The organism is Ruegeria sp. BA2, assembly GCF_056539605.1.
In genome coordinates this window covers 18,769-45,586 of sequence record NZ_JBQFVE010000022.1, presented here as the reverse complement: position 1 = coordinate 45,586, position 26,818 = coordinate 18,769, and the positions used below count along the sequence as shown (strand labels likewise).

Here is a 26,818-nt window from a genome sequence, read left to right as displayed (position 1 = left end):
CTGGGATGATCGTCTGTTGTTTGCGGGCACTGAAGTGGCCCCTCAATTCGGGGGCTATCTGGAAGGTGCGTTGGAAGCGGCAGAAAATGCGCTGAAACTGGTCGCAAAGGAAAAGGTGTAAGAACATGACGTCAGATACCAAAACCGCCTTACTGGATGTTGCAGAACACGCTGCGCGCGCGCGCGGGTTTGACGGGTTCAGCTATGCCGATCTGGCCGAGGCAGTAGGTATCCGCAAGGCGTCGATCCACTATCACTTTCCGACAAAGGCCGCTTTGTCCGCCGCGCTGATGGAACGCTACCACGCCGCACTCGAAGATGAGTGCATAGGTATCGAAGCGAAATATGAAACAGGCTGCGAACGTCTGCAGGCTTTGATCCGGCTGTATCGGGATGCCCTGAACGATGGTAAAACCCTGTGTCTTTGCGTCTCACTGATCAGCAGCCGGGAAAGCCTTTCAGATGAGGTTATTGAAAAGATCAGAGCTTTCCGCGCCATGATGGTTAATCGTATCGAAGCAATTTTTGAGCTTGGGCAACAAGACAAGACGATTGAGGGTGTAACTGACCCTGCATCCGAAGCACGTGCTGCCCTTGCTCTGCTGGAAGGTTCTCAGCTGACCGCCCGCGCCGAAGAAAACATCAAGACATTCGATGACGCTGTGGGCATATTGAAATCCCGCTGTTGACCGGAACCCGACCACGCACGGTAGCTCAATTGCTTCTTGTTTAATTGTGCGATGTGGCCCTGAAGGTTGCTGCCTTTGCCCGATTGCCGCAGGTCTCCATGCTACACCATCTGCGTCTGCCGCTTTTGGAAATATCCTTGAACACCAAGACGCATTGATCATGTGCGCATTCCCTGATCCGTTTCGGATCAGTTTCGGTTAGTAAGGTCGCAAAGCTTTGCACCACTTTTGCCAGGAATGCCCGAGGTGAAAGGTTTGCGTTATCTGCTGCCATGGCAAAGCCATTTACGGTTTGGGTCAGATGCGATGCAGCACCGATTTCTTTCAGATGCGAATTGATTAAGCCCAGATCTCTGGGATTGGCCTGCGCCCCAGAAAACTGTGCATGTAGAACGGATTGGCACGCGTCCCGTAACGCATGAAGCGCAGCAATGTCGCTTGCTGTCCAGTGCTTGACCGGGGTTACGTTTGAAACTTCGTTCAGCCATGCATCCAGCCGGTCGCGCGCTTCGATGAGGTCAACCATTTCGCCTTCAAACATGACCCGCGTATTGATCAGGTCCAGCGACAAGTCATTTCCGACAAATTGAAAGGGTATCTCGGGTTTTTCCATATAACCAGATTAAAGGGGGTTGAACGGTTACACAAGGCTCCACATATAGAAACCGTTAATCTTCTTTTTTACGGTTACTATATACAAGCCAAAAGGAACCCATCTATGCTCATGCACCACAAAAGTAGCCTAGCGATGGCACTGATCATCGTCGCCACGACCTCTGCCGCAGAAACGACCTATGGCTATGAAGAGGTCGACGGCCACAAAATCTTTTTCCGAGAAGCGGGCAACCCCGCCAACCCGTCGTTGGTTCTGCTTCATGGCTTTCCCAGCTCATCTCATCAATATCGGAACCTGATCGATGACCTCAGCGATGAGTTCCACCTGATCGCCCCGGATTATCCCGGCTTCGGTGCCAGCGATTTCCCGGCCGCCACCGAATACACCTATTCGTTTGACAGTTTCGCAAACACGATCGACAGTTTCCTCGAACAGCGCGGCATCGACAGCTACTCTCTGTTCATTCAGGATTATGGCGCACCGGTCGGAATGCGCATCGCGACCGAGCACCCCGAACGGGTCGAAGCGTTGATCGTCCAAAACGGAAACATTTACGAAGAAGGCCTCAACAAAGACGCCTGGGCCCCGCTAATGCACATCTGGGAGAATGGACGCGATGCCGAGATTGAGGCACAGATCGCAGCACAGGTTTTCAGCCTGGAAGGTTTGAAATGGCAATACACACACGGCACCCGTAATCCCGAAGGGATCTTACCGGATAATTGGTTGCTGGATCATCAATTGATCAATCGCGAAGGCCAGCACGAGATTCAGTTGGGATTGTTTTATGACTACCGCAACAACGTTGCCAAGTACCCCGAATGGCAGGCCTACCTGCGCGAACATCAGCCACCCGCACTGATCGTCTGGGCAGAACACGACGCCTATTTCCCCGTCCCCGGTGCAGAAGGTTTTCTGCGTGATCTTAAAGATGTTGATTACAACATCCTCGACACCGGCCACTTTGCGTTGGAGGAAGATGGGGAATTGATCGCAAAAAAGATCCGCAATTTCTTTGCGACTCGTGTGATGAACTAAGTCTTGCCTCACTGCCCGCCGGTCATGCCGACGGCAGTTGCTCTATCCAAAAAAGTCAACCTCGACATTCAACGCCAAATGATCTCAACAATACCTTGAGTTAATTCCCAAAACACGAAAGCTAGAAAGAGGCCAACAACTCTTCTAGCGCAGTCTCGACCCCATGATCTTCGCTACGGGCAAGTTGATCTGAAAGCAGGCTTTGCGCGGCCGCAAGAGTGGTGTCTTCGACGCCCGCCGCCTCTGTTAGAATAAGGCTGAGAATATCACGCACTCTCTCCTGGATGGACCTGTCAGCGCGCGCGACGGGTACAATATTGTCGCGCAGCGGATCTATTGGATCCTCTTTCCCCAAATAGAACACCCACGCGGCGAATACGAATGCCAGGCCGTCACACCGACGATCGGCGGCGATGTTTTCCAGCAAAGGTGCCAAAATACGCTGCGGCAGCTTTTGTGACCCGTCCTGCGCAATTTGCGCGGTCGAATGGCGGATGTTTCTGTTTTGGTATCGCTCCAACAGTCGATGCGTATAGGCCTCTAGGTCTTCGCCCTGCGGCTGGATCAGCGTTGGTACGATCTCGGCCTTCCACAGATGCTGGCAGAGGGTCATGATGCGCTGGTCTGAAATGGCGTCTTTTACGGTCTGCAAACCCATTAGGCACCCCAGGTAAGCCATTGTCGAATGTGTTCCGTTGAGACAGCGCAGTTTCATATGTTCGTGCGCCTCAACCGACGTAACGAATTGCGCGCCGCCAGCTTCCCAATTGGGGTGGCCACCATCGGCAAAGTTGTCTTCGATCACCCACTGCCGGAAGGGTTCGTGCAGGACACAGGCTTCGTCTTTTACGCCCAGAGCGTTGGATACGGACAACACATCCTCTTCCGTGGTTGCAGGCGTGATCCGGTCAACCATGGTTGAAGGAAACGGAATATTGGCTTCGATCCAGCCTGCCAAACCGTCGTCACGGTGACGTGCCATATCCAACACGACAGCCTTAGCCAGCTCTCCGTTTGATGGCAGATTGTCACAAGACAAAACGGTCAGTGCTGGCGCGCCGGACGCCTTGCGGCGAGTAAGAGCTTCGACAATGAAACCCGGCGCAGTTCTTGGCTTGGCCGGGGTCTGTAGGTCATGCTGAACATCCGGCTGGCTCAGATCAAGCGCCGCTTTGCCTGCCGGCTGACAATAGCCCTTTTCCGTGATCGTCAAAGTGACGACGCGGATATTCGGATCGGCCATTGCCGCGATCACAGCCTCGGGGTCTTCCGGGGCGACCAGCACGTCAACGATGGATTCAATCTGGCGATAGTCGCGTTTGTCTGGTCCAAGAGTGACAGTCGTATAAGCGCAGTTCTGCGGGATCAACTGGTCTCGTGCCGTCGGGCTACGCAACGAGACGGCGACAATGCCCCAATCCCCGCCCGATTTCTCCATGGCGTCCTGTGTGTAAACCGCCTGGAATGCGCGAAAAAACGCGCCTGGTCCCAGGTGAACGATGCCCGGCCTGGGCTTTTCGGAACGTCGATTGAGACAAGGCAATGTTGATTGAGGCACGATTTCGCTCATAGTTTATAGGCAGATTTGGCTAGGCCATAGGTCAGGTCGTGCGCCAGCTCATGTGCTTCGGTTTCGGTCAGACGTCCCTCTGCGATCAGCCGGGCCAGGCAGGCGCAGTCGGAACGGCGTGACACATTGTGCCGTGCCGGAATCGACGTGAAGTCGCGGGTGTCATCATTGAAACCAGTGGTGTTGTAGAATCCAGCGGTTTCGGTCATGACCTCTCGGAACCGTTTGATACCGTCCGCACTGTCAAAGAACCACCAAGGTGGACCCAGACGCAGGGCTGGATAGGCTCCGGCCAAGGGTGCCAATTCGCGGCCGTAAGAGGTTTCATCAAGCGTAAAGAGAATGATGGTCAGGTCCTTCTCCATGCCAACTGCGTTCAGCAGCGGCCGAAGCGCTTGGACAAACTCCGTCGGCTTTGGAATATCGAAGCCTTTGTCGCGGCCATATCGTTCAAAAACCAGGCGATTATGATTGCGCACCGGACCAGCATGCAGTTGCAGCACCAGAGCGTCCTCCAGGCTCATCCGCGCCATTTCCAACAAAACCTGACCCCGGAAGACATCTGCGTCTTCAGGCGTGAAATTACCGCTTTGAATCTTGCCAAACAATGCTTCGGCCTCGGCCAGCGATAAGTCCGCGATCACAACGCGCAGTTCTGCCAAACCACGCATCCGGCCATAAAGCGGATACATCGGTTTTCGATTGGCTGCGTGTTTCACGGTCCGGAAAATGAGCGGTGAAGTATGTCGTGCGTCGCCACAAACGGGGCAACTGAATCGAAATCATGTTCGGCAGGTTGAAGGATTGGCGGCGGGTCGCGACCCGGTTACGACAGATGCCCAAAGGTCTTACTGCCAGCCATCGCGATGGCAGCACTCTTCAACTACTGGCTATGATTCCTGACCTTGGACTCAACGCATTTACTTTCTGCGTTTCTAAGTTTGATCCTTTTTAATAACCGCTGCAACCCATAGAAAACAGCTGATCCGATGCGAACCCTTCAAGTCCTTCGAGACGGGAACGACATCTCCGTCATCCTGACCGCCCTAGTTGATGTTAAAGTCTTGTTTGGCTTTGAGGCTCCACATAAAAAATCCCCCTCTCTATCGCTGGCCCTTTCTTGTCAGCTGTATCTGAGACGTTCGATAATTCTGGGGTGGATCGCACTAGAACAACGTTTTGTCACACTCGGGCACAATTAAAGAATTGCTAAATCAGCGGCTTTTAAACAAGGGTTAGCCGAAACACTTCCTCTTTCAATTCAGGCTTCAGGCAGGATTGCTCAACGATAACCGGCACTTGCCACAGCCGTAATGTTAACTAGGCCCCGCGCGGTGATGGAGGGCGTTACAACATGCGCAACTTTGTTCATGCCCATCAAAAGCGGCCCAACGGTTTCTGCGTTCCCGAGAGATTTGAGCGCATTGATCGCGGCGTTGGCTGCATCCACATTCGGAAATACCAGAACATTGGCGTCATCGCTAAGCCGACCGCATGGCAAAACTCGATCGCGTTCCGACTTGTCGAAGGCAAGGTTCAGCCGCATCTCACCTTCGAATTCAAAATCCACATCCTGCCTTGTCAGGATCGCAGCGGCTTCTCGCAGCTTTGTTGTTGTATCCGTCGCATGTGATCCAAAGTTTGCGTGCCCGATCAAGGCGACACGCGGGGTCAGTCCGAATTGTCGGACTTCCTGCGCGGCCATGCGGCAAATCTCGGCAAGCTCAACGGCGGTGGGGTCAATGTTGATGTAACCATCGGCGACAAAGATGGTGCGTTGTTCCAGCAAGATCGGCACGAGTGTCGCGAACTGCGAAGGGGAATCCGCATCTTGGAAAACCTGCTTGAGACGCTCAAGGTGCGCTAGATAAGCCCCCGAAGTTCCGCAAATCACTGCGTCGCCATTGCCCTGATGCACATGCATGGCACTGGTCAAAGTATCGCTTGACCTGATCAGCCGCTGTGCAAGCTCAGGAGTAACGCCATCACGGGCCTGCAACGAATGGAACCGGCGGGAATACGGATCGACGACATTTGGATCTGAAGGATCAAGAACCTCGACATCCAAACCAAGCTCGAACTCAAGACCCAATTCGAGAATTTGTTTTGCAATCTCATCCGGCCTGCCTGTCAATATCGGGCGGGCCAAGTTTTCGCGCAGAATTTCATCAACCGCGCGCAGCACCCGGGGGTCCTCTCCTTCGGCAAACACGACGCGTTTTTGCGATTGACGCGCACGCGAAAGAACCGGGCGCATCAGAGGTGCGCTTCGGGTAACAAACCTGGTCAGCTCAGCGCGATAATCATCCAGATCGGCGATCGGTCTCGTTGCAACGCCGGTTTCCATCGCTGCTTTGGCGACTGCAGGCGCAATGGACACAAGTAGTCTGGAATCAAACGGCTTCGGAAGAATATAGTCCGTTCCAAAACTAAGCGTTTGCCCGCCGTAGGCTTGCGCGACTTCATCAGACGCGCCGCGATGCGCCAGATCGGCGATGGCTTTAACACAAGCAACTTTCATGTCCTCATTGATTTCCGTTGCTCCTACATCCAGAGCGCCACGGAAAATGAATGGGAAACACAGCACGTTGTTGACTTGATTGGGATAATCCGTCCGTCCGGTAGCAATGATCGCATCCTGACGTATGGCATGAACCTTTTCGGGACGGATTTCGGGCTCAGGATTCGCCAAAGCCATAATCAAGGGTGCATTCGCCATACGTGCGACCTGATCGGGGCTTAGAACGCGTGGACCAGAAAGACCCAGAAAAATGTCCGCGCCATCGATAACCTGATCAAGTACCAGTGGCGGGGAATACTGCGCGAAGGCCGCTTTGTGTTTTTCTGTCTCGCGCTCGTTGCACACTAAACCTTCTTTATCCAGCAACCAAATGTTCTCGCGCTGTGCCCCCATGTCCAGCAGTAGGTTCAGACAGGCAATTCCAGCCGCTCCGCCACCAGTTGATACGATTTTGCAGTTGGACAATTCTTTGCCCACCAGTCGCATCGCGTTGTAAACAGCCGCCCCCACGACGATCGCGGTTCCGTGCTGATCGTCGTGAAAAACCGGAATGTTCAACTCTTTCCTCAGCCGCTCTTCGACGACAAAGCATTCTGGGGCCTTGATGTCTTCCAGATTGATGGCTCCAAAGGTCGGACCCAATCTGCGGATCGTGTCTGACAGGATGTCAGGGTCGCTTTCATCGATTTCGATGTCAAAACAATCGATATCCGCAAATGTTTTGAACAGAACAGCCTTGCCCTCCATAACGGGTTTTGAGGCCAGGGCGCCGATATTTCCCAAGCCCAGAACAGCCGATCCGTTCGAGACAACGCCAACAAGATTGCCGCGCGCCGTATACCGCGAGGCATTGGCGTCGTCTTCCACGATAGCCATGCTCGCTTCGGCCACACCAGGGCTGTAGGCCAAAGCCAGATCACGCTGTGAGCTGAGTGGTTTGGTTGCCCGAATGGCCAGTTTTCCGGGTCGCCCCTGACCATGATAGGCAAGAGCATCCGATGGTTTGGTGTGGGTCTTGGTCAGCATGTCTGAAATCTCCGTTCAGTGCGGCACTCTGGACAAGTGCCGCAGCTTGTTTTTAGTAAGCCACTGATGGCAGCCACGTCGCGATCTGAGGGAACAGGATCACCAAGGCCAACCCGGTCAGCTGCAACAGGATGAAGGGGATAACGCCCTTATAGATGTCCTGCAGCCGGATTTCGGGTGGGCATACACCCTTGAGGTAGAACAGTGAGAAGCCCACCGGCGGTGACAGGAAACTGGTTTGCAGCGTCACGGCGACCAGGATCACGAACCAGATCAGTTCGGGGTTATCCAGACCATAGCCCGGAACGGTCATCTGCATTGCCATGATAATCGGGGCAACCAGTGGCAGGATGATCAGCGTGATCTCGATCCAGTCCAGAACAAAGCCCAGCAGGAAAACGATCAGCAAGATGAACAGGATCGTACCCATTTCACTAAGGCCCATGCCCTCAATGGTTTTGGTAATCAGCTCGTCTCCGCCCAACTCGCGCAAAACAAAGGCAAAGCAGGTCGCACCCAAGAAAATCGCAAAGATATAGGCCGTCGTTTTGAACGTGTTCCGCGTGACCTCGAACAGGTTGCGCCAGTTCAGCTTGCCGTAGGCCAGCGCCATCAGCGTCGCGCCAGCCGCACCCACGCCAGAGGCCTCGGTCGGAGTAGCGATGCCCGCAAAGATTGAGCCCAGCACAGCAAAGATAAGGGCAACCGGCGGCAGGACCGCCTTGAACACATCCAGGATTGCGGCCCAGTCGACACGCTTGGCGCCTTCGGGCAGTGGAGCGACCTCTTTGTTGATCGTCGAAATGATGACGATGTAGAGGATATAGAGCCCGCCGATGATCAGCCCCGGAAACAGGGCGGCCATGAACAGATCACCTACGGACAGGGCCATCTGGTCCGCCATGATCACCAGCATGATCGAAGGCGGGATCAGAATGCCCAGCGTCCCCGACGACGCGATAACGCCAGCCGCCAGAGTTTTGGAATAGTTCTGCTTCATCATCGCCGGCATCGACAACAGACCCAACAGCACCACCGAGGCGCCCACGATGCCGGTTGACGCAGCCAGGATGATACCGATTGCGGTGACAGTGATCGCAAGCCCGCCGCGCATGGTGCCAAACAGGCGTTGCATCGATGTCATCAGGCGTTGCGCCACACCGGATTCGTCCAGCATCAACCCCATGAAGATAAACATCGGCAGGGCGACCAGAACAGCATTCGACATGGTCGCATAGACCCGGTTCACCACCGCACCCAGCGTCAGATAGTCGAGGCCGGTAAATGTGCTTTCCATCCCTGTCCAGAGCAGCAGGTCATTGTCGCCCATATAGGCCACACCTGTGAACAGAACGCCGACACCCGCAAGCACCCAGGCCACGGGGTACCCCGAGAACAGAAGGGCCACGAAGGTCATGAACATGATGATGACAAGCGTGTCTTCGGGCGTTTCGACCAATTGGATCAGGCCAAAAGTAACGGTCGCAAAGATGGCCCACATCACCATCAGCTTGATCAGACCCGAGCTTTCGGCGCGCTCATCCGCGTTGGTCAACAGCATGTATCCGTCGTGGATCAGGCGTGCGATGGCCGCCATTGCGACCAGTACAAAACTGATCATGATGACGGATTTCAGGGCCCAGCGAGCAGGCAAACCGGTCGGGCTGTCCGAGCGCTCATTGACCCGGTAGCTGTCGTGAAAATAGTCGTAACCCTGATCGATCATCAGCCAGCAGAAAGGCAGCAGCAGGATAAAGATACCCAGCATCTCGACCACACGCTTGGCGCGGTGGGAAAAGCCAAGGCGCAGAATATCGACGCGCACATGCGCATCATGGGTCAGGGCATAGGACATGCCGATCATGGTGGTCAGGGCATAAAGATGCCACTGCAACTCATCCAGTTTCGGGAAATTCAGGTCAAAGGCATACCGCATCCCGACCTGTGTAACGATGGCCAGAACCAGCGCGACATTGGCCCACATAACCACATGCCCAACACCCGAGACAACGTCATCCAGCCGGGCCGAGAGTCCGGGTTGTCTGCGGTCATCACCCTCAACCTCATCCCAATGCGGGTCGACATGCTTGTTCAGCTTGGTTTCAAAACTATCGCTCATCATCTCTTTTCCCCTGATCCGGGGCCCCTCCCTTTGGGGCGATTGAAGGGTCCGGAACCTTCGTCACCGGACCCAACGCTTGCTTTATTGGCGTGGTAGAAACGCGTGTGATTTCCACAGTGCGTAGCCGTCGCTGAATTCGCTCAGATTGCCGTAGACCTTGGCAAAGAATTCATTGTTGGCGGCTTCTTCCTCGGCGACCTCCTCCCAGGTCGCGCGGAAGATATCCAGCATCTCAGGTGTCCAATCGACGATGGTCACGCCGTTTTCCTCGACATTGCGCTGCATGGCGGTGAACTGGATCGCCTCGCCTTCGGCAAAGCTTTCAGTCATTTGCGCGCGGCATGTCAGCTCGATCTGCGCCTGCAATTGCGGGTTCAGCTCGTTCCACTCATCCTTGTTGATCAGAAGCTCAAAGATTGTCGCTTGCTGGTGCCAGCCAGGGAAATAGTTGTATTTCACCAGCTTGTCGAAACCCAGACGCTGATCGATGGCAGGCATCGAGAACTCGGTCGCATCGATTGCGCCCTTTTCCAGCGCCGGGAAAATCTCACCACCCGGCAGCAGCGAAGTGGCGACGCCCAGTTTCTGCATCACTTTGCCACCAAGGCCAAAGAAGCGCATCTTCAGGCCGTCAAGCTGCTCGACCGAGGTGATCTCTTCCGCGAACCAGCCCGAGGTTTCGGGGGCGATGATCGTGCAGGGGAAGACTTTGACGTTGTATCCGGCCTGGTCATACATTTCCTGATACAGCTCCAGCCCGTCGCCATAGTACATCCATGCCATGTACTCACCCGCTTCGGGGCCAAAGGGCACAGCCGAGAACAGGGGTGCAGCGGGGATCTTGCCCGCCCAGTAACCAGCGGTGGCAAAGCCCGAGTTGATTTTGCCCGACGACACGGCGTCGAGGATTTCAAACGGTGGTACAAGTTTGCCGGGCTCATAGACCTTCATCTTAATCGAGCCGCCAGACACGCTGTCCAGATCTTCGGCCACGCGCACGATAGGGGTGCCTAGGCCGGGCAGTTCAGTCGAAAAGGCAACCGGCGTTTTCAGCAAAATCTTGTCAGCGGCCAGCGCCGGGGCGGCAGCCAGCGCTGCTGCTGCGGTCAGGGTTGCTAGGGTTTTCATGTCTGTTTCCTCCTGTTGGACATGTTGCGTTTGCTCGGATCGAGCAGTTGGATCAGGCGCAGGTGCGCGCCGCTCTTCGGGGTGGTTCTTCGGGCAACTTGAACCCTTTGGGGGTTACGCGTTGCGTGGGTTCGGTCAGGGCGCGCGGTTTGGGGCCGCCTGTCGCCCAGTCCAGCATCTCGACCGTGTGGACAATCGGGATGTCCGTGGCCGAGCCGATCTGCATCATGCAGCCGATATTCCCTGCCACGATGACCTCGGGGTCTTTGGCCTCAAGCGTCTGGACCTTGCGTGCTTTCAATTCGGCTGAAATCTCGGGCTGCATCAGATTGTAAGTGCCAGCCGAGCCACAGCAGAGATGGCTGTCTTGCGGCTCGGACACTTCGAATCCGGCCTGATTCAGCAGGGTCTTGGGGTGGGTCTTGATCTGCTGGCCATGCTGCAGAGAGCACGCCGCGTGATAGGCCACGTGCATCGGCTCGGCCTGAATCGGGTCGTTCAGGTCCAGATCGGTCATCACCTCAGAGATATCGCGGGCAATGGCGGCAACGCGCGCGGCGTCTTCGGCCAGATCAGTTTCGGCGAACATGTGCCCGTAATCTTTGACGGTGGTGCCACAGCCGCTGGTGTTGATGACAATCGCGTCGAGCCCGCCTGCATCCATCTCAGCCGCCCAGGCGCGGATATTTTTCGCCGCCGTCGCGTGGCTTTCCTTGGACTTACCCATGTGATGCGTCAGGGCCCCGCAACAGCCCGCGCCCTCGGCCACCACCACGTCACAACCATGCCGGGTCAAAAGGCGAATTGTGGCGTCGTTGATATCGGTATTCAGCGCCTTCTGCGCACAACCGGTCATCAACGCGACGCGTTTGCGGCGGGGTCCACCGGCAGCAAAGGTCTGCGGATCGTCATTTCGGCTGACCGGCGGAATGACCTTTGGGGCCATCTCAAGCATGGCGCGCAAGCGCGCATCGGGTACAAGCTTGCGAAAGGGATACGCGATCTTGGCACCCAGCAAAGCCAAGCGGAACCGTGTTGGGTAAGGTAGGATACGCGCCAGAACCCAGCGCAACAGGCGGTCATCCCAGCTGCGTTTGTAGTTCTGTTCGATATACGCGCGCGCATGGTCGACAAGGTGCATATAATGCACGCCCGAAGGGCACGTCGTCATACATGCGAGGCAAGACAGGCAACGGTCGATATGCGTAACGGTTTTTTCGTCCGGCACACGCTCGGTCTCAAGCATGTCCTTGATCAGGTAGATGCGTCCACGTGGGCTGTCGAGCTCATCCCCCAGCACCTGAAAGGTCGGGCAGGTGGCAGTGCAAAACCCGCAGTGTACGCAGGACCGAAGGATATCGTTTGACCGCTGTGTGTCACGATCCGTCAGCTGTTCGGGGGTGAAATTGGTTTGCATGGTTTCCTCCCGTTCAGGCCGCCATCAGGCCAGGGTTCAACAGGCCGTCGGGATCGAACTGGTGGCGCAACTGGTCCGAGATCTGACGCACACGCGGATGTTGCGGCTGAAAGACCGGAACGCTACGACGCAGATCGGTGCTGCCACGGATCAACGTCGCGTAACCATTACCATAAGGGATCAGGTCGCGGAGTGTTTCAGCCTGCATTGGCGCGTCAGATGGCACCGCCAGCCAAACCAGTGCACCACCCTGATCCATCATTGCCTGCGCCCCAAGCGCGTCGCGCGCCGCCGCTATGACCAATGGTGCATCGGTTGGTTTCACCGACAGCTTCCAAACTGTGTCTTTTGTGCTGGAAAACAGGTGAACATCACGGATCGCTGTCCACAGTGAGGCGTGCACCGCCCCCTCCAGAACCGAGCCGCCGCCCAGCAAGGACTGTAGCCCGGCCAAGCGGTAGTCGACCTGCGTTGACAGCCCTTCGACCCGCAGCATCGCGGTTCCGTTCTGCCACGCAGCGCCCGATACTTCGTAAGGGGTCTTCAAAGCCTGATAGAAAAGCTGGACTGCCTCGGCCTCGGTCACGCTTTCGAATTGCAGAGTTGTGGCCCGTTCCGGGCGCGGCAAGACCTTTAGCGCGACCTCGGTCAGGATGCCCAGCGTGCCAAAGGCACCGCAGGCAAGCTTGGTCAGATCCAGCCCGGTGACATTCTTCATGACCCGGCCGCCATTGGCGATAACCCGGCCCTGACCGTCAACAAAACGCACGCCCAGCAGAAAGTCGCGGCACGCGCCGCTGACAAAGCGACGGGGCCCCGAGATGTTGCAGGCAACCACGCCCCCAATGGTCGGGCTGCCGGTCGTGCCCAGCAATGCGCGATGATCCATCGGCTCAAAGGCCAGCATCTGACCTTCGGCATCCAGAGCGGCCTCAATTTCGGACAGCGGTGTACCGGCCCGTGCCTCAAGCGTCAGTGAGCCGGGCTCGTACCGGGTGATGCCAGACAGGCCCGAGATGTCCAGGGCTTGCGCGACCTCGCCCGGGCTGCCGATCTGGCTGCGGGTGCCACCTGCGATGATCCGCAGGCGGGTACCTTTTTTCCGTGCTTCAAGCACAGCTTCCCGGATCGCCGACTCGGTGGTCGGCGTTGCAAAACCGGTCATGGTCTTTCCTCCTCCTGCTCTGTGGTCAGAGCGTCAAATCATCCCGTCAGGCGGTGCAGCTCCTCCGATCCGCGCTCAGTTCCAACGGGAAAACTTTGGTCGGGTTCAGTAGCCATTCAGGATCGAATACGTCCTTCACCTGCATCTGTGCTTCCAAATCGGCCTCGCTGAATTGGTAGGTCATCAGATCGCGTTTCTCGATGCCCACGCCGTGTTCGCCGGTCAGGCATCCGCCCACATCGACGCAGGCGCGCAGGATATCGAAGCCGAACGCTTCGGCCTTTTCCAGATCACCTGGCTTGTTGGCATCAAACAGGATCAGCGGATGCATGTTGCCATCACCGGCGTGAAAGACATTGGCAACGTCCAGGCCGTGCTGCTTGCTTAACTCACTGATGCGCTTCAGCGTTTGGGCCAGGGCCGAAACAGGCACCGTTCCATCCAGGCACATATAGTCGTTGATCTGCCCCATCGCGCCAAAGGCGGACTTGCGACCTTTCCAGATCAGCGCGCTTTCCTCGGTGCTTTGGCTGCGGCGCAGCTCGACGGGATTCAGTTTCTGAGCAATTTCGCTGATCTTGGACAGCTGTTCGTCAATCTCGGTTTCCGAGCCCTCGACCTCGACTATCAACAGGGCCTCGCACATCGGGTAACCGGCTTTGGCAAAATTCTCGACTACGCGTATGCACGGGCGATCCATATATTCGATGGCAACCGGCAAAACACCGGCTTTGATGATGTTGCCGACGCATTCCCCTGCCGTCTCGGCATCGTCAAATCCGATCAGAATAGGGCGTGCGCCTTCGGGTTTGGGTAGGATGCGCAATGTGGCCTCGGTCACGATGCCCAGCTGACCTTCCGAGCCGCAGATCAGGCCCAAAAGGTCCAAACCCTGCGCGTCCATCGCTGGGCCACCGATCTCGACAATCTCGCCATCGGTCATGACCATCTTGACACCAAGAAGGTTGTTGGTGGTCACGCCGTATTTCAGACAATGCGCCCCGCCGGAATTCATCGCAATGTTGCCGGCAATTGCACAGGCCAGCTGAGACGAAGGGTCTGGCGCATAAAAGAACCCGTCCTCTTCGACCTGACCTGTCACCGACAGGTTCGTAACACCGGTCTGAACCCGGATGAAACGATTGTCATAGTCAACCTCCAGCACATCCTTGAGGCGCGCTGTGCCGAGGATCACGCTGTCGGCCGTTGGCAAGGACCCACCGGCCAGCGATGTGCCTGCCCCGCGCGGGACAACCGCAACGCCAAGATCATGGCAGACCTTCATTGCTGCTGCGCATTCTTCGGTTGTGCGCGGCAAGACAACGGCAAGCGGCGGGCAACGATAGGCGGTCAGAGCATCGCATTCATATGCACGGGTTTCATACTCATCGCTGATCACGCTGTCCGACGGCAACACGTCAGCCAGTGCGGCGACAATGGCCGACTTGCGGTTCAGGACGTCCTGGTCCGGTTGGGGCATTGCGATGCTTGACATGGTATCCTCCCTTGCGCGCGGTCAGAGTGCCGAGCGCGTTGCCAGCCCGGATTGTTCCGCCAAACGTGCGGCGACCGAGGCCACGGCAAGATCCTGCAGACCAACGCCGGTGCCATCGAACAAAGTGATCTCATCGTCGCTTGTGCGACCTGAATGATCAGAGTTGATGACTGCGCCAATCGGCGTAATCGCAGTCTCGAGCAGAGATCCGTCAGACACCGCGTGCTGCGCCTCGCCAATCGAGATCGACTGGGCAACTTCGTCGGTAAAGACGGTGGCGGATGCAACCAACGCGGCGTCGACTTCTTGCTTGCCTTTCGTGTCCGTTCCCATGCAGGCCAGATGCGTGCCAGGCTTGATCCAGTCTTTCATCAGCAAAGGCTCGAACGCCGAGGTGATCGTGATGATGACATCCGCGTGAGCACCAAGCTCTTCCTGAGTGACGGCCTCGAACTCCAGACCGATTTCACGCGCAACTTCGCCCAGCCGGGGCAGCATCTCGGGATGCGGGTTCCAGGCGACAACTTTCTCGAACTTGCGCTGTTCGGCTGCGGCCCGCAGTTGGAACGCCGATTGGTGGCCTGCGCCAACCATGCCAAGAACTTTGGAATCTTTGCGCGCCAGATGAGCGATCGATACAGCCGACGACGCAGCGGTGCGCACAGCGGTCAGATAATTGCCGCCCACCAGCGCCGACAGCTGTCCGGTGTCGGGGTCGAACAGAAAGACGGTGGATTGGTGATTGGTCAGACCACGGTCCATATTGCCTGGCCAGTACCCGCCGGATTTCACGCCCAGAACCTGACCTGCGCGGTCGAAACCGGATTTGAACCCGTAAAGCGCGTCGGCATAGCCGATAGCTTCGCGGATGACCGGAAAGTTATAGGCGTCACCACGCGCCATGGCGGCAAAGACATCCTGTACCGCGTCAAATGCATCGCGGCGGCCAACAAGTTGCTGGCACAGGTCTTCACCTACGATCAGCAAACCCTTTTCCGACATATCTTTCATAACCTTATCCTTGTGATTGCAGGGATTTGTCCGGGCGGCACGGGAAGGAGAGACTGCCGCCCGGATCATGTGCGGCAGCTTAGAAAGCTTTGCCGCGCGCGGAGACTGACCAGAGGCTTTCAACCTTGCCATTCCGCACACCCACATACCAATCATGCACATTGGCGGTCGGGTCACAGTGGCCCGGCACCAGATGCAGCTTGTCATTCACCTTCAGAACGCCGTCCGGATCAGCAACAACGCCGTGTTCGTCCGAGCATTTGACGTATTCCACGTCTGTTCGACCGAAGATCACCGGCAGGCCACTATCGACCGACTGCGCCTTGAGGCCCGCGTCAACGATCGCCTTGTCCGATTTGACATGGCTCATGACGCTGGTGAGGATGAAGAAGGCGTTCTCCCACTCACCGCGGTCGATGCGGTTGCCGTCCTTGTCGAGGATGCGGCCATAATCGGCGTCCATGAATGCGTAGGATCCGCATTGCAGTTCATTATATACGCCCGAGGTGCTCTCGAAGTAATAGGACCCGGTACCGCCGCCGCCGACGATATCACACTCCAGCCCTTCGGCCTTGAGCCCATCCACAGCGTCTTTAACCTGCGCCACGGCAATGTCGATTTTGGCCTTGCGATCCTCATAGATATCCATGTGCTGCATGGCGCCCTGATAGGCCTGGATGCCCGCGAATTTCAGTCCTGGGGCCGCATCGATAGCCTTGGCGATGGTGATGACGTCGGGCGTCGTCGTCACACCACAACGGCCCGCGCCGCAGTCGATCTCGACCAGACATTCGATCTGAGTACCGTGGCGCTGCGCGGCGTCTGACAGATCGGCAACATTGTCGATGTCATCAACACAGCAGATCGTGCGCGCACCCAGTTTGGGCATTCGTGCCAGCCGGTCGATCTTGGCAGGATCGCGCACCTGGTTCGAGACCAGGACATCCTTGATACCACCGCGGGCAAAGACCTCTGCCTCGGAAACCTTCTGGCAGCACACACCGCAGGCTCCGCCCAGTTCGACCTGCAACTTGGCCACGTCGACAGATTTGTGCATCTTGCCATGCACCCGATGGCGCATACCGTGGGCTTTTGCGTAATCGCCCATTTTCTTGACGTTGCGTTCGAGTGCGTCCAGGTCCAGCACCAGCGCTGGTGTTTGAATCTCGGACGCGTCCATGCCGATGGCGGCGGGGATGTCGTAACCGACCTCAAGCTGCTCGATATTCACAGGCATATTCATTTCTCTTCCTCCTCAGCCCTTGATCCAGGGCAGTTTGTCCAGATCCACATTGCCGCCGGTGACGATCACGCCGACGCGCTTTCCCTTGAACACCTCGGGATGCTTCAGGATGGTGGCCAGCGGCACAGCGCAGCTGGGCTCCATCACGATGCGAAGGTATTTCCAGGTAATCTTCATCGCATCGATGATCTCTTGCTCGCTGGCGGTGTAGATGTCGCGCACGAAGTTCGACACGAAGTGCCAGGTGTTTTCCTTCAGGGGCACTTTCAGGCCGTCAGCAATGGTGACCGGCGCGTCATAAGCGATGATGTGACCGGCCTCGAAGCTGCGATAGGCATCGTCAGCCTGTTCAGGTTCCGAGGCGTAGATCTGCACCTCGGGGGCGAGGTTCGACAGGGTCAGGCAGGTGCCCGAGATCATGCCGCCGCCACCAATTGGCGCGACTACCGCATCCAAACCGTCGGTCTGTTCCAGCAACTCGGCCGAACAGGTCGCTTGCCCTGCAATCACACGAGGATCGTTATAGGGATGCACGAATTCTCCACCCGTCCGGGCCTGCACTTCTGCAAACAGTGCCTCGCGCGAGGTGGTCGAAGGCTCACATTCGGTGATGATCCCGCCATAGCGGCGCACGGCATCCTTCTTCGCCTGCGGCGCAGTGCGCGGCATCACTACATTGCACGGAATGCCCCGGCGACCGGCGGCATAAGACAGGCTAAGCGCGTGATTGCCGCTGGAATGGGTGCACACCCCGCGCTTGGCCGCTGCTTCATTTAGGTCAAACACGGCATTGCACGCTCCACGAACTTTGAACGCACCAGCCTCTTGAAAGTTTTCGCACTTAAAGTACAGGTCGGCGCCTGTCAGATCGTTGAGGTACTGCGATTGCAGCACGGGTGTACGATTGATGTGAGGCCGAATACGATCATGCGCCGCGCGCATATCGGCGATTGTCAGGCTGTCTGCTGTGGTCAACGAGTCCAACATCTGGTCCTCCTTACGCTGCGGATTTCAGTGGGGCGGCATCACCGGAGCGGAAGTATTCCTGTGCCGCTGCCACACCGCTGCCCAGCTTGATCGGATAGCTCAGATCAGCCATGGCCATTTCGATCGTCGCAAGGCCCGACAGAACCATCACATCCGTAAGACTGCCCAGATGGCCGATGCGGAAGGCTTTGCCGTTCATCTCGCCCAATCCGATGCCAAAGCTGACGCCATAGGCATTAAAGGCGTGGTCGGTCAGGGCGTTACTGTCAAAGCCTTCGGGCACGTAGATTGCGCTGACAGTGTCCGAATACAGCTCGGGCGACTGCGCCACCAGCTCCAGCCCCCAGGCTGCGGTGGCTTTGCGCACGCCCTCGGCCAGGCGGTAGTGGCGGGCATAGACGTTGTCGAGCCCCTCTTCGAACAGCATCTTCAGGCTTTCGCCCATGCCATAGATCAGCTGCAACGGCGGTGTATACGGAAAACCACCGGATGCGTTTGCGTTCATCATGTCGCGGAAGTCAAAGAAGGTGCGCGGCAGTTTGGCAGTTTCCATCGCCGCCAGCGCCTTGGGACTGACGCACAGTATCGCCATGCCGGTTGCCAGCATGAATCCTTTCTGCGAGCCCGACACCGCAATATCAACACCCCAGGCATCGAATTCGAATGGCATCGAAGCCAGCGAACTGACACAGTCCACGAACAACATCGCCGGGTGATTGCCGGCATCCATCGCCTTGCGCACCCCTGCAATATCCGAGCGTACGCCGGTCGCAGTCTCATTATGCGTAACCAGAACGGCCTTGATCTCATGCCCGGTGTCCGCAGCCAGAGCCTCGGCGAATTTATCGCTCGGCGCGCCACTGCCCCAGGGGCATTCGATAATCCGAACGTCCAGACCATGGCGTTGGCACAGATCTATCCAGCGATGGCTGAACATCCCGTACCGCGCGACCAGAACCGCGTCACCGGGACTGAGAGTATTCGTGATCGAAGCCTCCCATCCTCCGGTTCCGCTGGCCGGGAAAGTAATGATGTGACCTGAGGTGGTCGAGAACACCTTTTTTGTGTCTTCAAGCACCGGGGCGAATGTTTCCACAAAATCCGGTGCGCGGTGATCCTGGGTTTGAACCTGCATCGCCAGACGCAGTCGGTCAGGAATGTTGGTGGGGCCTGGGATAAAGACCGGGTTTTGGTTTGACATTGCCTTTTCCTCCAATTTGGTAAAATTATCTTACCAGTTTTGAGGTTTTGCAATTTTCTCGAAAAAATTTTTTGGTATGTGAAAAACATGCGTAAAGCCCTGAAAACGATGGCTGAGACCTTTTTTCATTTTTCAGTAAAGTTAATTCGGAAATGAAAAATCTTGGCAGGGCACTGTGAAATTTTAGGTCGAACCTTGGATGAGATAGCGGTTGAGAATCAGAAACGCCCAACAATCAGGGTTCATGAGGCTCATACAATGCGCATCAACGCTCCGGTCGCTTCAGAAACTAGGACGACACTTTTGCAGTTGAGACTTCTTTCTGAACATCAATCCAAATCAATTTTCCGCAGACCAGATTGCTTAGCGACGAGTGCATCAAAGTTTAGACGAAACGACGTGGGTCTTAGCATGTAAAATCTTAAACCCGGCACGCAATCTAAACGAACCTCGTTACCACGCTGAAGAAGCTATTCAAAGGATGGTATCTTAAAGTGCAATACACCGCGTGCTTCATGGTCCGGCGACGGTATAGTTCGTGCCATAAACACAAGGCCCTTCGAAGGCTTCATCCTCAATATACCGATAGCATGCAGTTTCAGAGTCTGGCACCTTCGCTTTAGTGCTTCGATCGCTGTGGCGTCATCGGTCCAGCGGCACCCTCTCATCCGACGGGCGGGGGCCACGTGAAGAGTTGAGCATAAATAACTCTCAAAGGCCTGCATCTTGGTCGCAAAGTCGATCCGGTACGTCTCGTATTGCGCGCCCACCTCTTCAAGAACGATATGGGTTGCCAAGGCGCAGGTATCAGGAGTGTAGTAATACGACAGCATACATCTCAATAGATCTGGCCGCGCCGGCGAAATCACCGCAGATGTGGAATAGACTCGCACTGCGCCCTCTGTTTCGCCCGACCCACCACAGTATCCTATTGGCATGGTCGTGAGCCGAGCCCGTGCAGCTGTTAACCGATTGCTGCAGCCGGAAACGGCAGTGGGTCCGCGTCGTGATCAAGCACCCTTTGCAGCCATAACAGGAAGGCCGCTGGGTCATGTGCTGGCCAAACATGATTTGCACCGGGGATGTTGTATCCTTGGGTATTTGCGAGGCCGGCTGCAGCTTTGCTTGGTATTGTCCAGACATCACCTGACCGATCGCCCCAAGCGATGTGGATCGGCATTGACAGCGTGGCAAGCTCTGCAGCCGTGACAGAGTTGATGCGGTGCTTCGAGTTCAGAAGCGGAATCAGCGTATGTGCATTCTCCTGACAAATCTGGTGGAATTCTGGCGGTAGGTTTTCGAATGTCCCAAGGCCGCCGACGGTTTCAACAAAAGCCCTCAGCACTTCGAACGCGTTTCCCGTACTTGCCGCTTCCGTTACAGGCACAAACGTCTCTTGCATTTGCAGTTGATGGGTAATGATCTCCATCGGCGAGCTGATTAAGCTCGTCGCGCTTGGCTCGTAAACAGCGATGCCGGAAACAAGATCGGGCCTATCAAACGCTAGCCGCAACGCAATATTCGCGCCATAGGACCACCCCACGACGAAGACAGTGCCGCAATCCAGTCTATCAACGATTGACGCCATATCATTCGCATGGGTCTTCTCATTAAACTCTAAATCCGTAGGTCGCCAAGGAGTTGACCCGAACCAGCGCAAAGTTGGCGCGATGCAGCGGTAGAGTCTGGATAGTTTCTGGATATGTGGCCCCCAAATCCGATGATCGCAGGCTGCCCCGTGAACGAATAGAATTGGTGATCCCCGTCCGCAATCTGTGCCGGGAAACCGTTCGGTGGAAATATGAAAAACCATCTGGTTTACTCCTTTCATTCAATCAAATGGAAAGATGAAGGTCTGGCCCAGTCGCGCTGCGGTCCGGTTTCTCGCCGGGTTTCAGCGGGCGCGCATGGCCGGTTGTTTGCCATGCGATGGGGAACGGAACCTTGCTCAGACGCACTGTTTCTGCATCGACCCGGAATTTTGCACGCCGCAGTGCGGTCGCAGCCCGGCGATCCAGCTGACAGCCGCCAAGCAACGATGCCCAAGGCCGTTTGACGATGCTCTGAAATCGTGAAATCCACGGTGTGGGCGCACTGACATGTTCACAAAACAGCACTTCGCCATCCGGGCGCAGCACACGTCTGACTTCACGCAGTACGGCAGCGACGTCCTGAACCGTGCATAAAGTATAGGTGAGGATCACTGTATCGATGCACTCATCCTCAAGCGGGATATCTTCGCCAAAGGCGTGGATAAATTCGACCGAAATCCGTGACGGATCCACCAGCTTCCTCGCCATGTTCAAGCTGCTCTGGCAAGGGTCCAGCCCAATGACTTTAGTTACACGGCTCTCATCATAAAGCGGTATATTCAAACCCGTACCGATTCCCAGATCCAGCACTACTCCGTGCGCTTTGGGTATAATGCGCTTACGCTGGCCTTCAAAAGCCCGCCCGCCACAGCCGCAATCGACAACTCGGGGAAGGATATGTTTATTGTAAAAAGACATGATCTCGCTTTCTGTCTGGTGACGATGCGAAGACCATGTCGGCGATGTGCGCAGTACACTTGGCGGAGTTCTGGAGAAGCAATGAAGAAACGCTGGATTTTCGAGTTCACTGTGAACATCGCGCTAAACAGCTCGGAGATCAGAAACCCGTGATCTATACGTTCTTCAACTGCGTTCTGGACCTCGATCGTCGCAAGTTGTTACGCGATGAGATCCCCCAGCATATCGAGCCACAGGTCTTTGATCTGCTGGTTCTGTTGATACAAGCCAATGGGCGGACCGTTACCAAAGATGAAATAGTTGAACAGATCTGGAACGGGCGCGCGATTTCAGATGATGCAATCACCAGCCGGATCAAAACCGCAAGAAAAGCGATTGGCGATGATGGCCGTACGCAGCGATTTATCCGCACGTTACCAAAAGTTGGGTATCGTTTTGACGGGTGCGCGAAAGAGATGTTTCCAGCTGGTGAAACACAAAAGCCTGTAGCTGTTGCCGAATCTCTTGTGGCGCAAGTTAACTCCAGCTCTGGAACCGATGAATCGACAGCACCCGAAATCGGCTATGTTACGGACCGGAAAGGTCGTTCCATCGGATATGCGATCCATGGCAGTGGTCCGCTCGTCATCCTCCCCCCGTTTTGGGTCACGGCCTCGGACTTGTGGCATGATCATCCTGACATAAGGGCGTTCTTCCTTTCGCTGGGAAAGGGGCTTCGCATATTGCGCTATGACAGGCCAGGCTCAGGCCTGAGTCGAGATGCATCTCCGAATGAGACGCTGGAAGATGAAGTTGCAGTTCTAGAGGACATGGTCGAGGCGCTCGGAACCAAATGTTTTGCACTGTTTGCAATCTCTGCTGCGGGTCCGGTCTCTATTCGCTACGCTGCCACCCACCCTGAACGTGTTAAGCGCATTTGCTTTTATGGCGCTTATGGTTCTGGTGAAGATTTAGCCCCACCAGCCTCAAAGAAAATGCTTCTTGCGTTGATAAGGCAGCATTGGGGCGTTGGATCGCGCGCCCTTGCAGATATCTTCGTTCCATCGGCGGACGCTGACGATCGGCACCGTTTTGCCGTTCAACAACGTGCTGCTGCTGATCCGGAACAGGCAGCTTCCATGCTCGAGTTAAGCTGGAAGATCGATGCAAAGCTCGACGCACCCAAAATCGATGTGCCAACCTTTGTGCTGCACCGTGAAGAGGACCACGCTGTACCATTGGACCATGGGCGGTGGTTAGCACGCTCAATCCCAGGCGCGCGGCTGCAACTTCTTCCCGGAGATGCCCACGCCCCATGGTTTGGACCTATGGATATCGCCCTGAAGGCCAATGCGTTCTTCTTGGACAGCTAGAGGTTCTTCCGCGGACAGCTCAAGCAATGCCGGTCAATTTAGGATTGTCCGTCATCAGGGGCTTTTGAGGCCAATGGCGGCTTGAAGTAGAAGAGAGTTTGGCTCATCCCTTTGGCTTGATTACGCTGTATTGTCGATCGGCGGCGCTCACTCTAATAAATTTCTTGGTGTACTTTAATCTACGTTGAGAAAAATTTCTTTTGCCAGAGCCTAACTTAAAAGAGGCACGAACTGCGCTACAACACCAAAGTCAATTCGTGCTCTTTTGCCTTCATCGGGTTTCCCGCTGTGCTTGCGTGATGAAGTCGGACATAAACTCCTGACCTGCTTCATCGCTGCGAACGGCGGCATAGAGATGCAGTCTGATACCGTCTTTGGTGAGGGGTTTTGTGACGTAATCGGTGGAATTCTTCGCAGATCGCAGTACCCAATCCGGCAGAACGGTTATCCCCCTGGAAGACGCAACCAACAGCAAAATGACGGCGGTCAATTCTACCTGCCGACCTTGGTCCGGTTCCACCTTGGCCGGGTTGAGCAGATGGTTGAACATATCAAGCCATTAGCGTTCCACGGGATAAGTGATCAGCGTCTGGTCAGCGAAGTCGGCGGCTTCGATGAATGGTTTGTCGGCCAAAGCGTGGCTGCTGGAGGCAAGAAATTTCGGGACTTAATCGAACAACTCAATGAAATCGACGCCGGAAATGTCCTCGGAGTCAGACGAAATGACCAGGTTAACTTCTTCCTTTTTCAGCGCAGGCAGAGCGTTGAAACCAAGTCCGGGGCGTATGTCTATGTCGACGTCGGGCCAGGATTCCCGAAAGCCCTCAAGTACCGGAAAAAGTCACTCAAAACAGGCATGACACTCGATAGCGATATGCAAACGGCCTGCCCTGCCTTCGCGCAGACCAGCAAACTCGGTTTGCGTGGCCTCAACCATCGGCAGGATCTGGTCAGCCAAACGCAGCAACCGCAACCCTGCAGCGGACAAGCGCAGAGGCTTTATTTTACGCATGAACAGGTCAACTCCGGCCTGTTCCTGCAACCCCTTGATCTGATGGCTCAGCGCGCTTTGCGTTATGTTCACTCGCGCCAGCCCGCCGGCTTCATGCACAGTCTTGATCGCGCTTAGATGACGGAATTCAAGGTGCATGATTAGTTTTCCCAGAAAAGATTCCGAATATCATGAAGATATTTGAAAACCTTCAAAGGAGTAACTGTTGCCGCATATGTAGAAAGCTAGAGCATTCACCCTTCTTGAGCGCTGCGGCGGTTGCTGATTGTCTCGTCCAGCCAACCCGGATCCATCTGTGGCACCGAGGACAACAGAAGTTGTGTGTAATCGTCATGCGGCGGAGACAGAACCTGCGCCTTTGGCCCTTGCTCGACAATCTGGCCATAGCGCATGACGACAACATCATCAGCGATGGCTTCGACGGTTGAGATGTCATGGGTAATAAACATATAGGCCAAATGATACTGTTTTTGCAGATCGGCCAACAACCTCAGAATACCTTCGGCGACCAACTGATCCAGCGCGCTGGTGACTTCATCACAGATAACAAGTTTAGGTTTGGCGGCAAGCGCACGGGCAATACCAACACGTTGCTTCTGGCCGCCTGAGAGTTCTGACGGCAAACGATTGATGAACTTGTCAGGCTCCAAACCGATGGCGTCCAGCAGGCTCCGAATTTCTTCGAGCAGCTCACGCCCCTTGAGGCCCCGATAGAAAGTCATTGGGCGGCCAATCATTTCCCCGATCCGCTGTTTGGGGTTCAGGGCAGTATCGGCCATCTGATAGATCATCTGAACGCTTTGAAGCTGACCCTTAGACCGCGCCCGGAACGCATTGGGTAACGGCGCGCCATCCAGAAAAATCTCGCCCGTCAGGGGCGGTAACAACCCCGTTATCGACCGGGCTGTCGTCGATTTTCCCGAACCGCTTTCCCCAACGATTGCAACAGTGCGGCCTGCATGAAAATCGATCGATACGTCATCCAGCACGTTGGTTTCCGCACCGGGATATCGCGCGGTAATGGAATTGACTGAGAGCACAGGGGTCTGCGCCGGAGGCACAGGAGGCTTGGCGTCTGTTCGAAATTCCCGTACCGCCCAAAGCGACTTGGTTTAGTCCTGCTGCGGGTCTTTCAGCATAGTCTGAGTTTCGGCATCTTCCACTTCACGACCATGGCGTAAAACCTTGATGCGGTCGGCCATCTGGGCCACGACGGCCAGATCATGCGTGATATAGATTGCGGCGGTGCTGTATTCATCCACGATGTCACGTATGGCGGCCCGCACTTCGACCTGAGTGGTCACGTCCAGCGCCGTTGTTGGTTCATCAAAGATGATCAGATCCGGACGACAGGCCATGGCCATGGCCGTCATGGCGCGCTGCAGCTGGCCCCCGGATACCTGGTGCGGATAGCGAAATCCGATGTCTTCCGGATTGGGCAATTGCAGTTTTCGATAAAGACGTATCGCGCCCTGGCGGGCCTCTTCCTTTGTCATTAGCTGCCGCAGAACAGCAAAATCAGCGTGTTGCTTGATCAGTTTGAACGCGGGATTGAAACTGGCAGCAGCGGATTGGGCGACATAAGCGATACGCGATGAACGCAGCCCGCGCCGATCTTCCCGAGATGCATTGGTCAATTCGATGCCATCAAAATGAACACTACGGCCTGCGAACCGGCACCCATCCCGGGCGTATCACATACAGGCCAGGCCAAGCGTCGATTTTCCTGCGCCGCTTTCGCCGATGAGGCCCAGAACCTCGCCAAGGGACAATTCAGGATCGACGCCGGTGACGATGGGTGTCCAGCTGTCCTGTGCCAGACCTTCGATATGCAGATCTCGTATGCTGAGAAGGGGGTCATGTTTGGTCATCTCTTGCGCCCTCACGTCTTCAAGCCACTGGCTTTGTGCAGCATCCAGTCGACGATGAAGTTCACCGCAACCGTCAGCAATCCGATGGCTGAGGCCGGAATAAGTGGGGTCAGATCACCAAAGGTGATCAGCGACGCGTTTTCACGCACCATCGATCCCCAATTGGCGGCGGGGGGTTGAATGCCCAATCCCAGGAAAGACAGTCCTGAAATGGTCAGAAATACGAAACAGAATCGCAATCCAAACTCCGCCACCAGCGGCGATGCAGCGTTGGGCAGGATTTCGCGCGTGATCATCCACCAGAGTTTCTCACCCCTGATCTGGGCGGCTTCGAAGTGATCCATCACAACCACCACCATCGCGACAGCTCGGGCGATCCGGTACACGAAGGTGGAATAGATCAAAGCAATGACAAAGATCAGGCTGCCTACTGACGTGCCAAATGTTGTCAGCAGCAACAGGGCAAAAATCAGTGTCGGAATCGAAATCACCACATCTACAGCGCGCGACCGCAGCTGATCGACCCAACCCTGCAAGGCCGCCGCGAAGAAACCCGCGATACTGCCGGCCAGAAAGGCAATGATGGTTGTGATCAGGGCAATTCCGATGGTGTTACGCGCGCCATAGATCATGCGTTAAGCCATATCGCGCCCCAGACTGTCTGTCCCAAGCCAGTATTGCGCTGACCAGGGCTCAAATTCGAAGCCGACAATCTCGCTTTCACCATACGGGGCAAGCAGTGGCGCAAAGAGCGCCACAAACACATAGATGAATACGACAAGTATCCCAAACTTTGCCGTTGGCGGTACTTTGCGCAACTCATGCAGAAATCTGTTCATTTGGT

General features: G+C 55.9%; 19 protein-coding genes and 5 pseudogenes. 5 read left to right on the top strand and 19 right to left on the bottom strand.

All coding sequences use genetic code 11. The annotated features are described in order from the left end of the window. Window positions 1–121: pseudogene (locus tag ACR0NN_RS24360) on the top strand (amine oxidase); the annotation flags it as partial. Between the two features lie 4 nt (window positions 122–125). Beyond that, window positions 126–689 (top strand): TetR/AcrR family transcriptional regulator, encoded by a 564-nt coding sequence (locus ACR0NN_RS24355; RefSeq protein WP_170727079.1) that lies wholly within the window; start codon window positions 126–128, stop codon window positions 687–689. A gap of 40 nt (window positions 690–729) precedes the next feature. Here ACR0NN_RS24355 and ACR0NN_RS24350 read toward each other — a convergent pair whose 3' ends face one another. Next, window positions 730–1,302, bottom strand: a complete 573-nt coding sequence (locus ACR0NN_RS24350; protein ID WP_170727075.1) for a CGNR zinc finger domain-containing protein — start codon at window positions 1,300–1,302, stop codon at window positions 730–732. 135 nt (window positions 1,303–1,437) lie between these two features. On the opposite strand from ACR0NN_RS24350, the gene ACR0NN_RS24345 reads away from it, so the two are divergent. Further along, complete coding sequence (locus tag ACR0NN_RS24345; RefSeq protein ID WP_480685769.1) at window positions 1,438–2,343, top strand: alpha/beta fold hydrolase; 906 nt, start codon at window positions 1,438–1,440, stop codon at window positions 2,341–2,343. Between the two features lie 121 nt (window positions 2,344–2,464). Here the strand turns inward: ACR0NN_RS24345 and ACR0NN_RS24340 are convergent, their stop codons facing one another. After that, window positions 2,465–3,913 carry a mannitol dehydrogenase family protein gene (locus ACR0NN_RS24340; protein ID WP_170727070.1) on the bottom strand — a complete coding sequence of 483 codons (1,449 nt, stop codon included), beginning with the start codon at window positions 3,911–3,913 and terminating at the stop codon, window positions 2,465–2,467. Then, window positions 3,910–4,548, bottom strand: a pseudogene (locus tag ACR0NN_RS24335) (glucuronate isomerase); the annotation flags it as partial. The pseudogene ACR0NN_RS24335 and the gene ACR0NN_RS24340, both read right to left, overlap by 4 nt. A 101-nt stretch (window positions 4,549–4,649) precedes the next feature. Here ACR0NN_RS24335 and ACR0NN_RS24330 point away from each other — a divergent pair. After that, window positions 4,650–4,809, top strand: a pseudogene (locus ACR0NN_RS24330) (IS5/IS1182 family transposase); the annotation flags it as partial. 386 nt (window positions 4,810–5,195) lie between these two features. On the opposite strand, the gene ACR0NN_RS24325 reads toward ACR0NN_RS24330, so the two are convergent. The 12 genes from ACR0NN_RS24325 to ACR0NN_RS24270 form a co-directional block, all read right to left on the bottom strand. Then, the gene (locus tag ACR0NN_RS24325; RefSeq protein ID WP_170727068.1) at window positions 5,196–7,460 is read right to left on the bottom strand and encodes an NADP-dependent malic enzyme; all 2,265 of its coding nucleotides are present in this window, start codon (window positions 7,458–7,460) and stop codon (window positions 5,196–5,198) included. A gap of 52 nt (window positions 7,461–7,512) precedes the next feature. Next, complete coding sequence (locus ACR0NN_RS24320; RefSeq protein WP_480685767.1) at window positions 7,513–9,579, bottom strand: TRAP transporter large permease subunit; 2,067 nt, start codon at window positions 9,577–9,579, stop codon at window positions 7,513–7,515. 84 nt (window positions 9,580–9,663) lie between these two features. Continuing rightward, window positions 9,664–10,710, bottom strand: coding sequence for a TRAP transporter substrate-binding protein (locus ACR0NN_RS24315; protein ID WP_170727066.1), 1,047 nt, complete (start codon window positions 10,708–10,710; stop codon window positions 9,664–9,666). A 52-nt stretch (window positions 10,711–10,762) separates the two neighbouring features. Continuing rightward, entirely contained in the window at window positions 10,763–12,127 is a 1,365-nt protein-coding gene (gene glcF / locus ACR0NN_RS24310) for a glycolate oxidase subunit GlcF (protein ID WP_170727063.1), read from the bottom strand. Window positions 12,128–12,140: 13 nt separating this feature from the next. Continuing rightward, the gene (gene glcE / locus ACR0NN_RS24305; protein WP_170727060.1) at window positions 12,141–13,292 is read right to left on the bottom strand and encodes a glycolate oxidase subunit GlcE; all 1,152 of its coding nucleotides are present in this window, start codon (window positions 13,290–13,292) and stop codon (window positions 12,141–12,143) included. Between the two features lie 46 nt (window positions 13,293–13,338). Continuing rightward, on the bottom strand, window positions 13,339–14,778 hold the full coding sequence (locus ACR0NN_RS24300) for an FAD-linked oxidase C-terminal domain-containing protein (RefSeq protein ID WP_170727103.1): 1,440 nt from the start codon (window positions 14,776–14,778) through the stop codon (window positions 13,339–13,341). A 30-nt stretch (window positions 14,779–14,808) separates the two neighbouring features. Beyond that, window positions 14,809–15,798, bottom strand: coding sequence for an iminosuccinate reductase BhcD (gene bhcD, locus ACR0NN_RS24295; protein ID WP_170727058.1), 990 nt, complete (start codon window positions 15,796–15,798; stop codon window positions 14,809–14,811). Window positions 15,799–15,877: 79 nt separating this feature from the next. Then, the gene (gene bhcC, locus ACR0NN_RS24290; protein WP_170727056.1) at window positions 15,878–17,041 is read right to left on the bottom strand and encodes a 3-hydroxy-D-aspartate aldolase BhcC; all 1,164 of its coding nucleotides are present in this window, start codon (window positions 17,039–17,041) and stop codon (window positions 15,878–15,880) included. 12 nt (window positions 17,042–17,053) lie between these two features. Beyond that, window positions 17,054–18,028: a beta-hydroxyaspartate dehydratase BhcB gene (gene bhcB / locus ACR0NN_RS24285; protein WP_170727054.1), complete on the bottom strand. Its 975-nt coding sequence runs from the start codon at window positions 18,026–18,028 to the stop codon at window positions 17,054–17,056. A gap of 10 nt (window positions 18,029–18,038) precedes the next feature. Beyond that, a complete protein-coding gene (gene bhcA / locus ACR0NN_RS24280) occupies window positions 18,039–19,229 on the bottom strand; it encodes an L-aspartate--glyoxylate aminotransferase BhcA (protein ID WP_170727051.1) in 1,191 nt (396 codons plus the stop codon). 964 nt (window positions 19,230–20,193) lie between these two features. After that, window positions 20,194–21,042 (bottom strand): alpha/beta fold hydrolase, encoded by an 849-nt coding sequence (locus tag ACR0NN_RS24275; RefSeq protein ID WP_170727047.1) that lies wholly within the window; start codon window positions 21,040–21,042, stop codon window positions 20,194–20,196. Window positions 21,043–21,064: 22 nt separating this feature from the next. After that, a complete protein-coding gene (locus tag ACR0NN_RS24270; protein WP_170727045.1) occupies window positions 21,065–21,739 on the bottom strand; it encodes a class I SAM-dependent methyltransferase in 675 nt (224 codons plus the stop codon). A 149-nt stretch (window positions 21,740–21,888) separates the two neighbouring features. On the opposite strand from ACR0NN_RS24270, the gene ACR0NN_RS24265 reads away from it, so the two are divergent. Beyond that, window positions 21,889–23,091, top strand: coding sequence for an alpha/beta hydrolase (locus ACR0NN_RS24265; RefSeq protein WP_170727043.1), 1,203 nt, complete (start codon window positions 21,889–21,891; stop codon window positions 23,089–23,091). A 271-nt stretch (window positions 23,092–23,362) separates the two neighbouring features. Here the strand turns inward: ACR0NN_RS24265 and ACR0NN_RS24260 are convergent. The 4 genes and pseudogenes from ACR0NN_RS24260 to ACR0NN_RS24245 form a co-directional block, all read right to left on the bottom strand. Further along, window positions 23,363–24,241 (bottom strand): annotated as a pseudogene (locus ACR0NN_RS24260) (LysR family transcriptional regulator). A 95-nt stretch (window positions 24,242–24,336) separates the two neighbouring features. After that, window positions 24,337–25,974, bottom strand: a pseudogene (locus ACR0NN_RS24255) (ABC transporter ATP-binding protein). An 11-nt stretch (window positions 25,975–25,985) separates the two neighbouring features. Beyond that, window positions 25,986–26,606 (bottom strand): ABC transporter permease, encoded by a 621-nt coding sequence (locus ACR0NN_RS24250; protein ID WP_480685762.1) that lies wholly within the window; start codon window positions 26,604–26,606, stop codon window positions 25,986–25,988. Window positions 26,607–26,609: 3 nt separating this feature from the next. Then, window positions 26,610–26,813, bottom strand: a complete 204-nt coding sequence (locus ACR0NN_RS24245) for a hypothetical protein (RefSeq protein ID WP_480685760.1) — start codon at window positions 26,811–26,813, stop codon at window positions 26,610–26,612. Window positions 26,814–26,818: the final 5 nt, after the last annotated feature.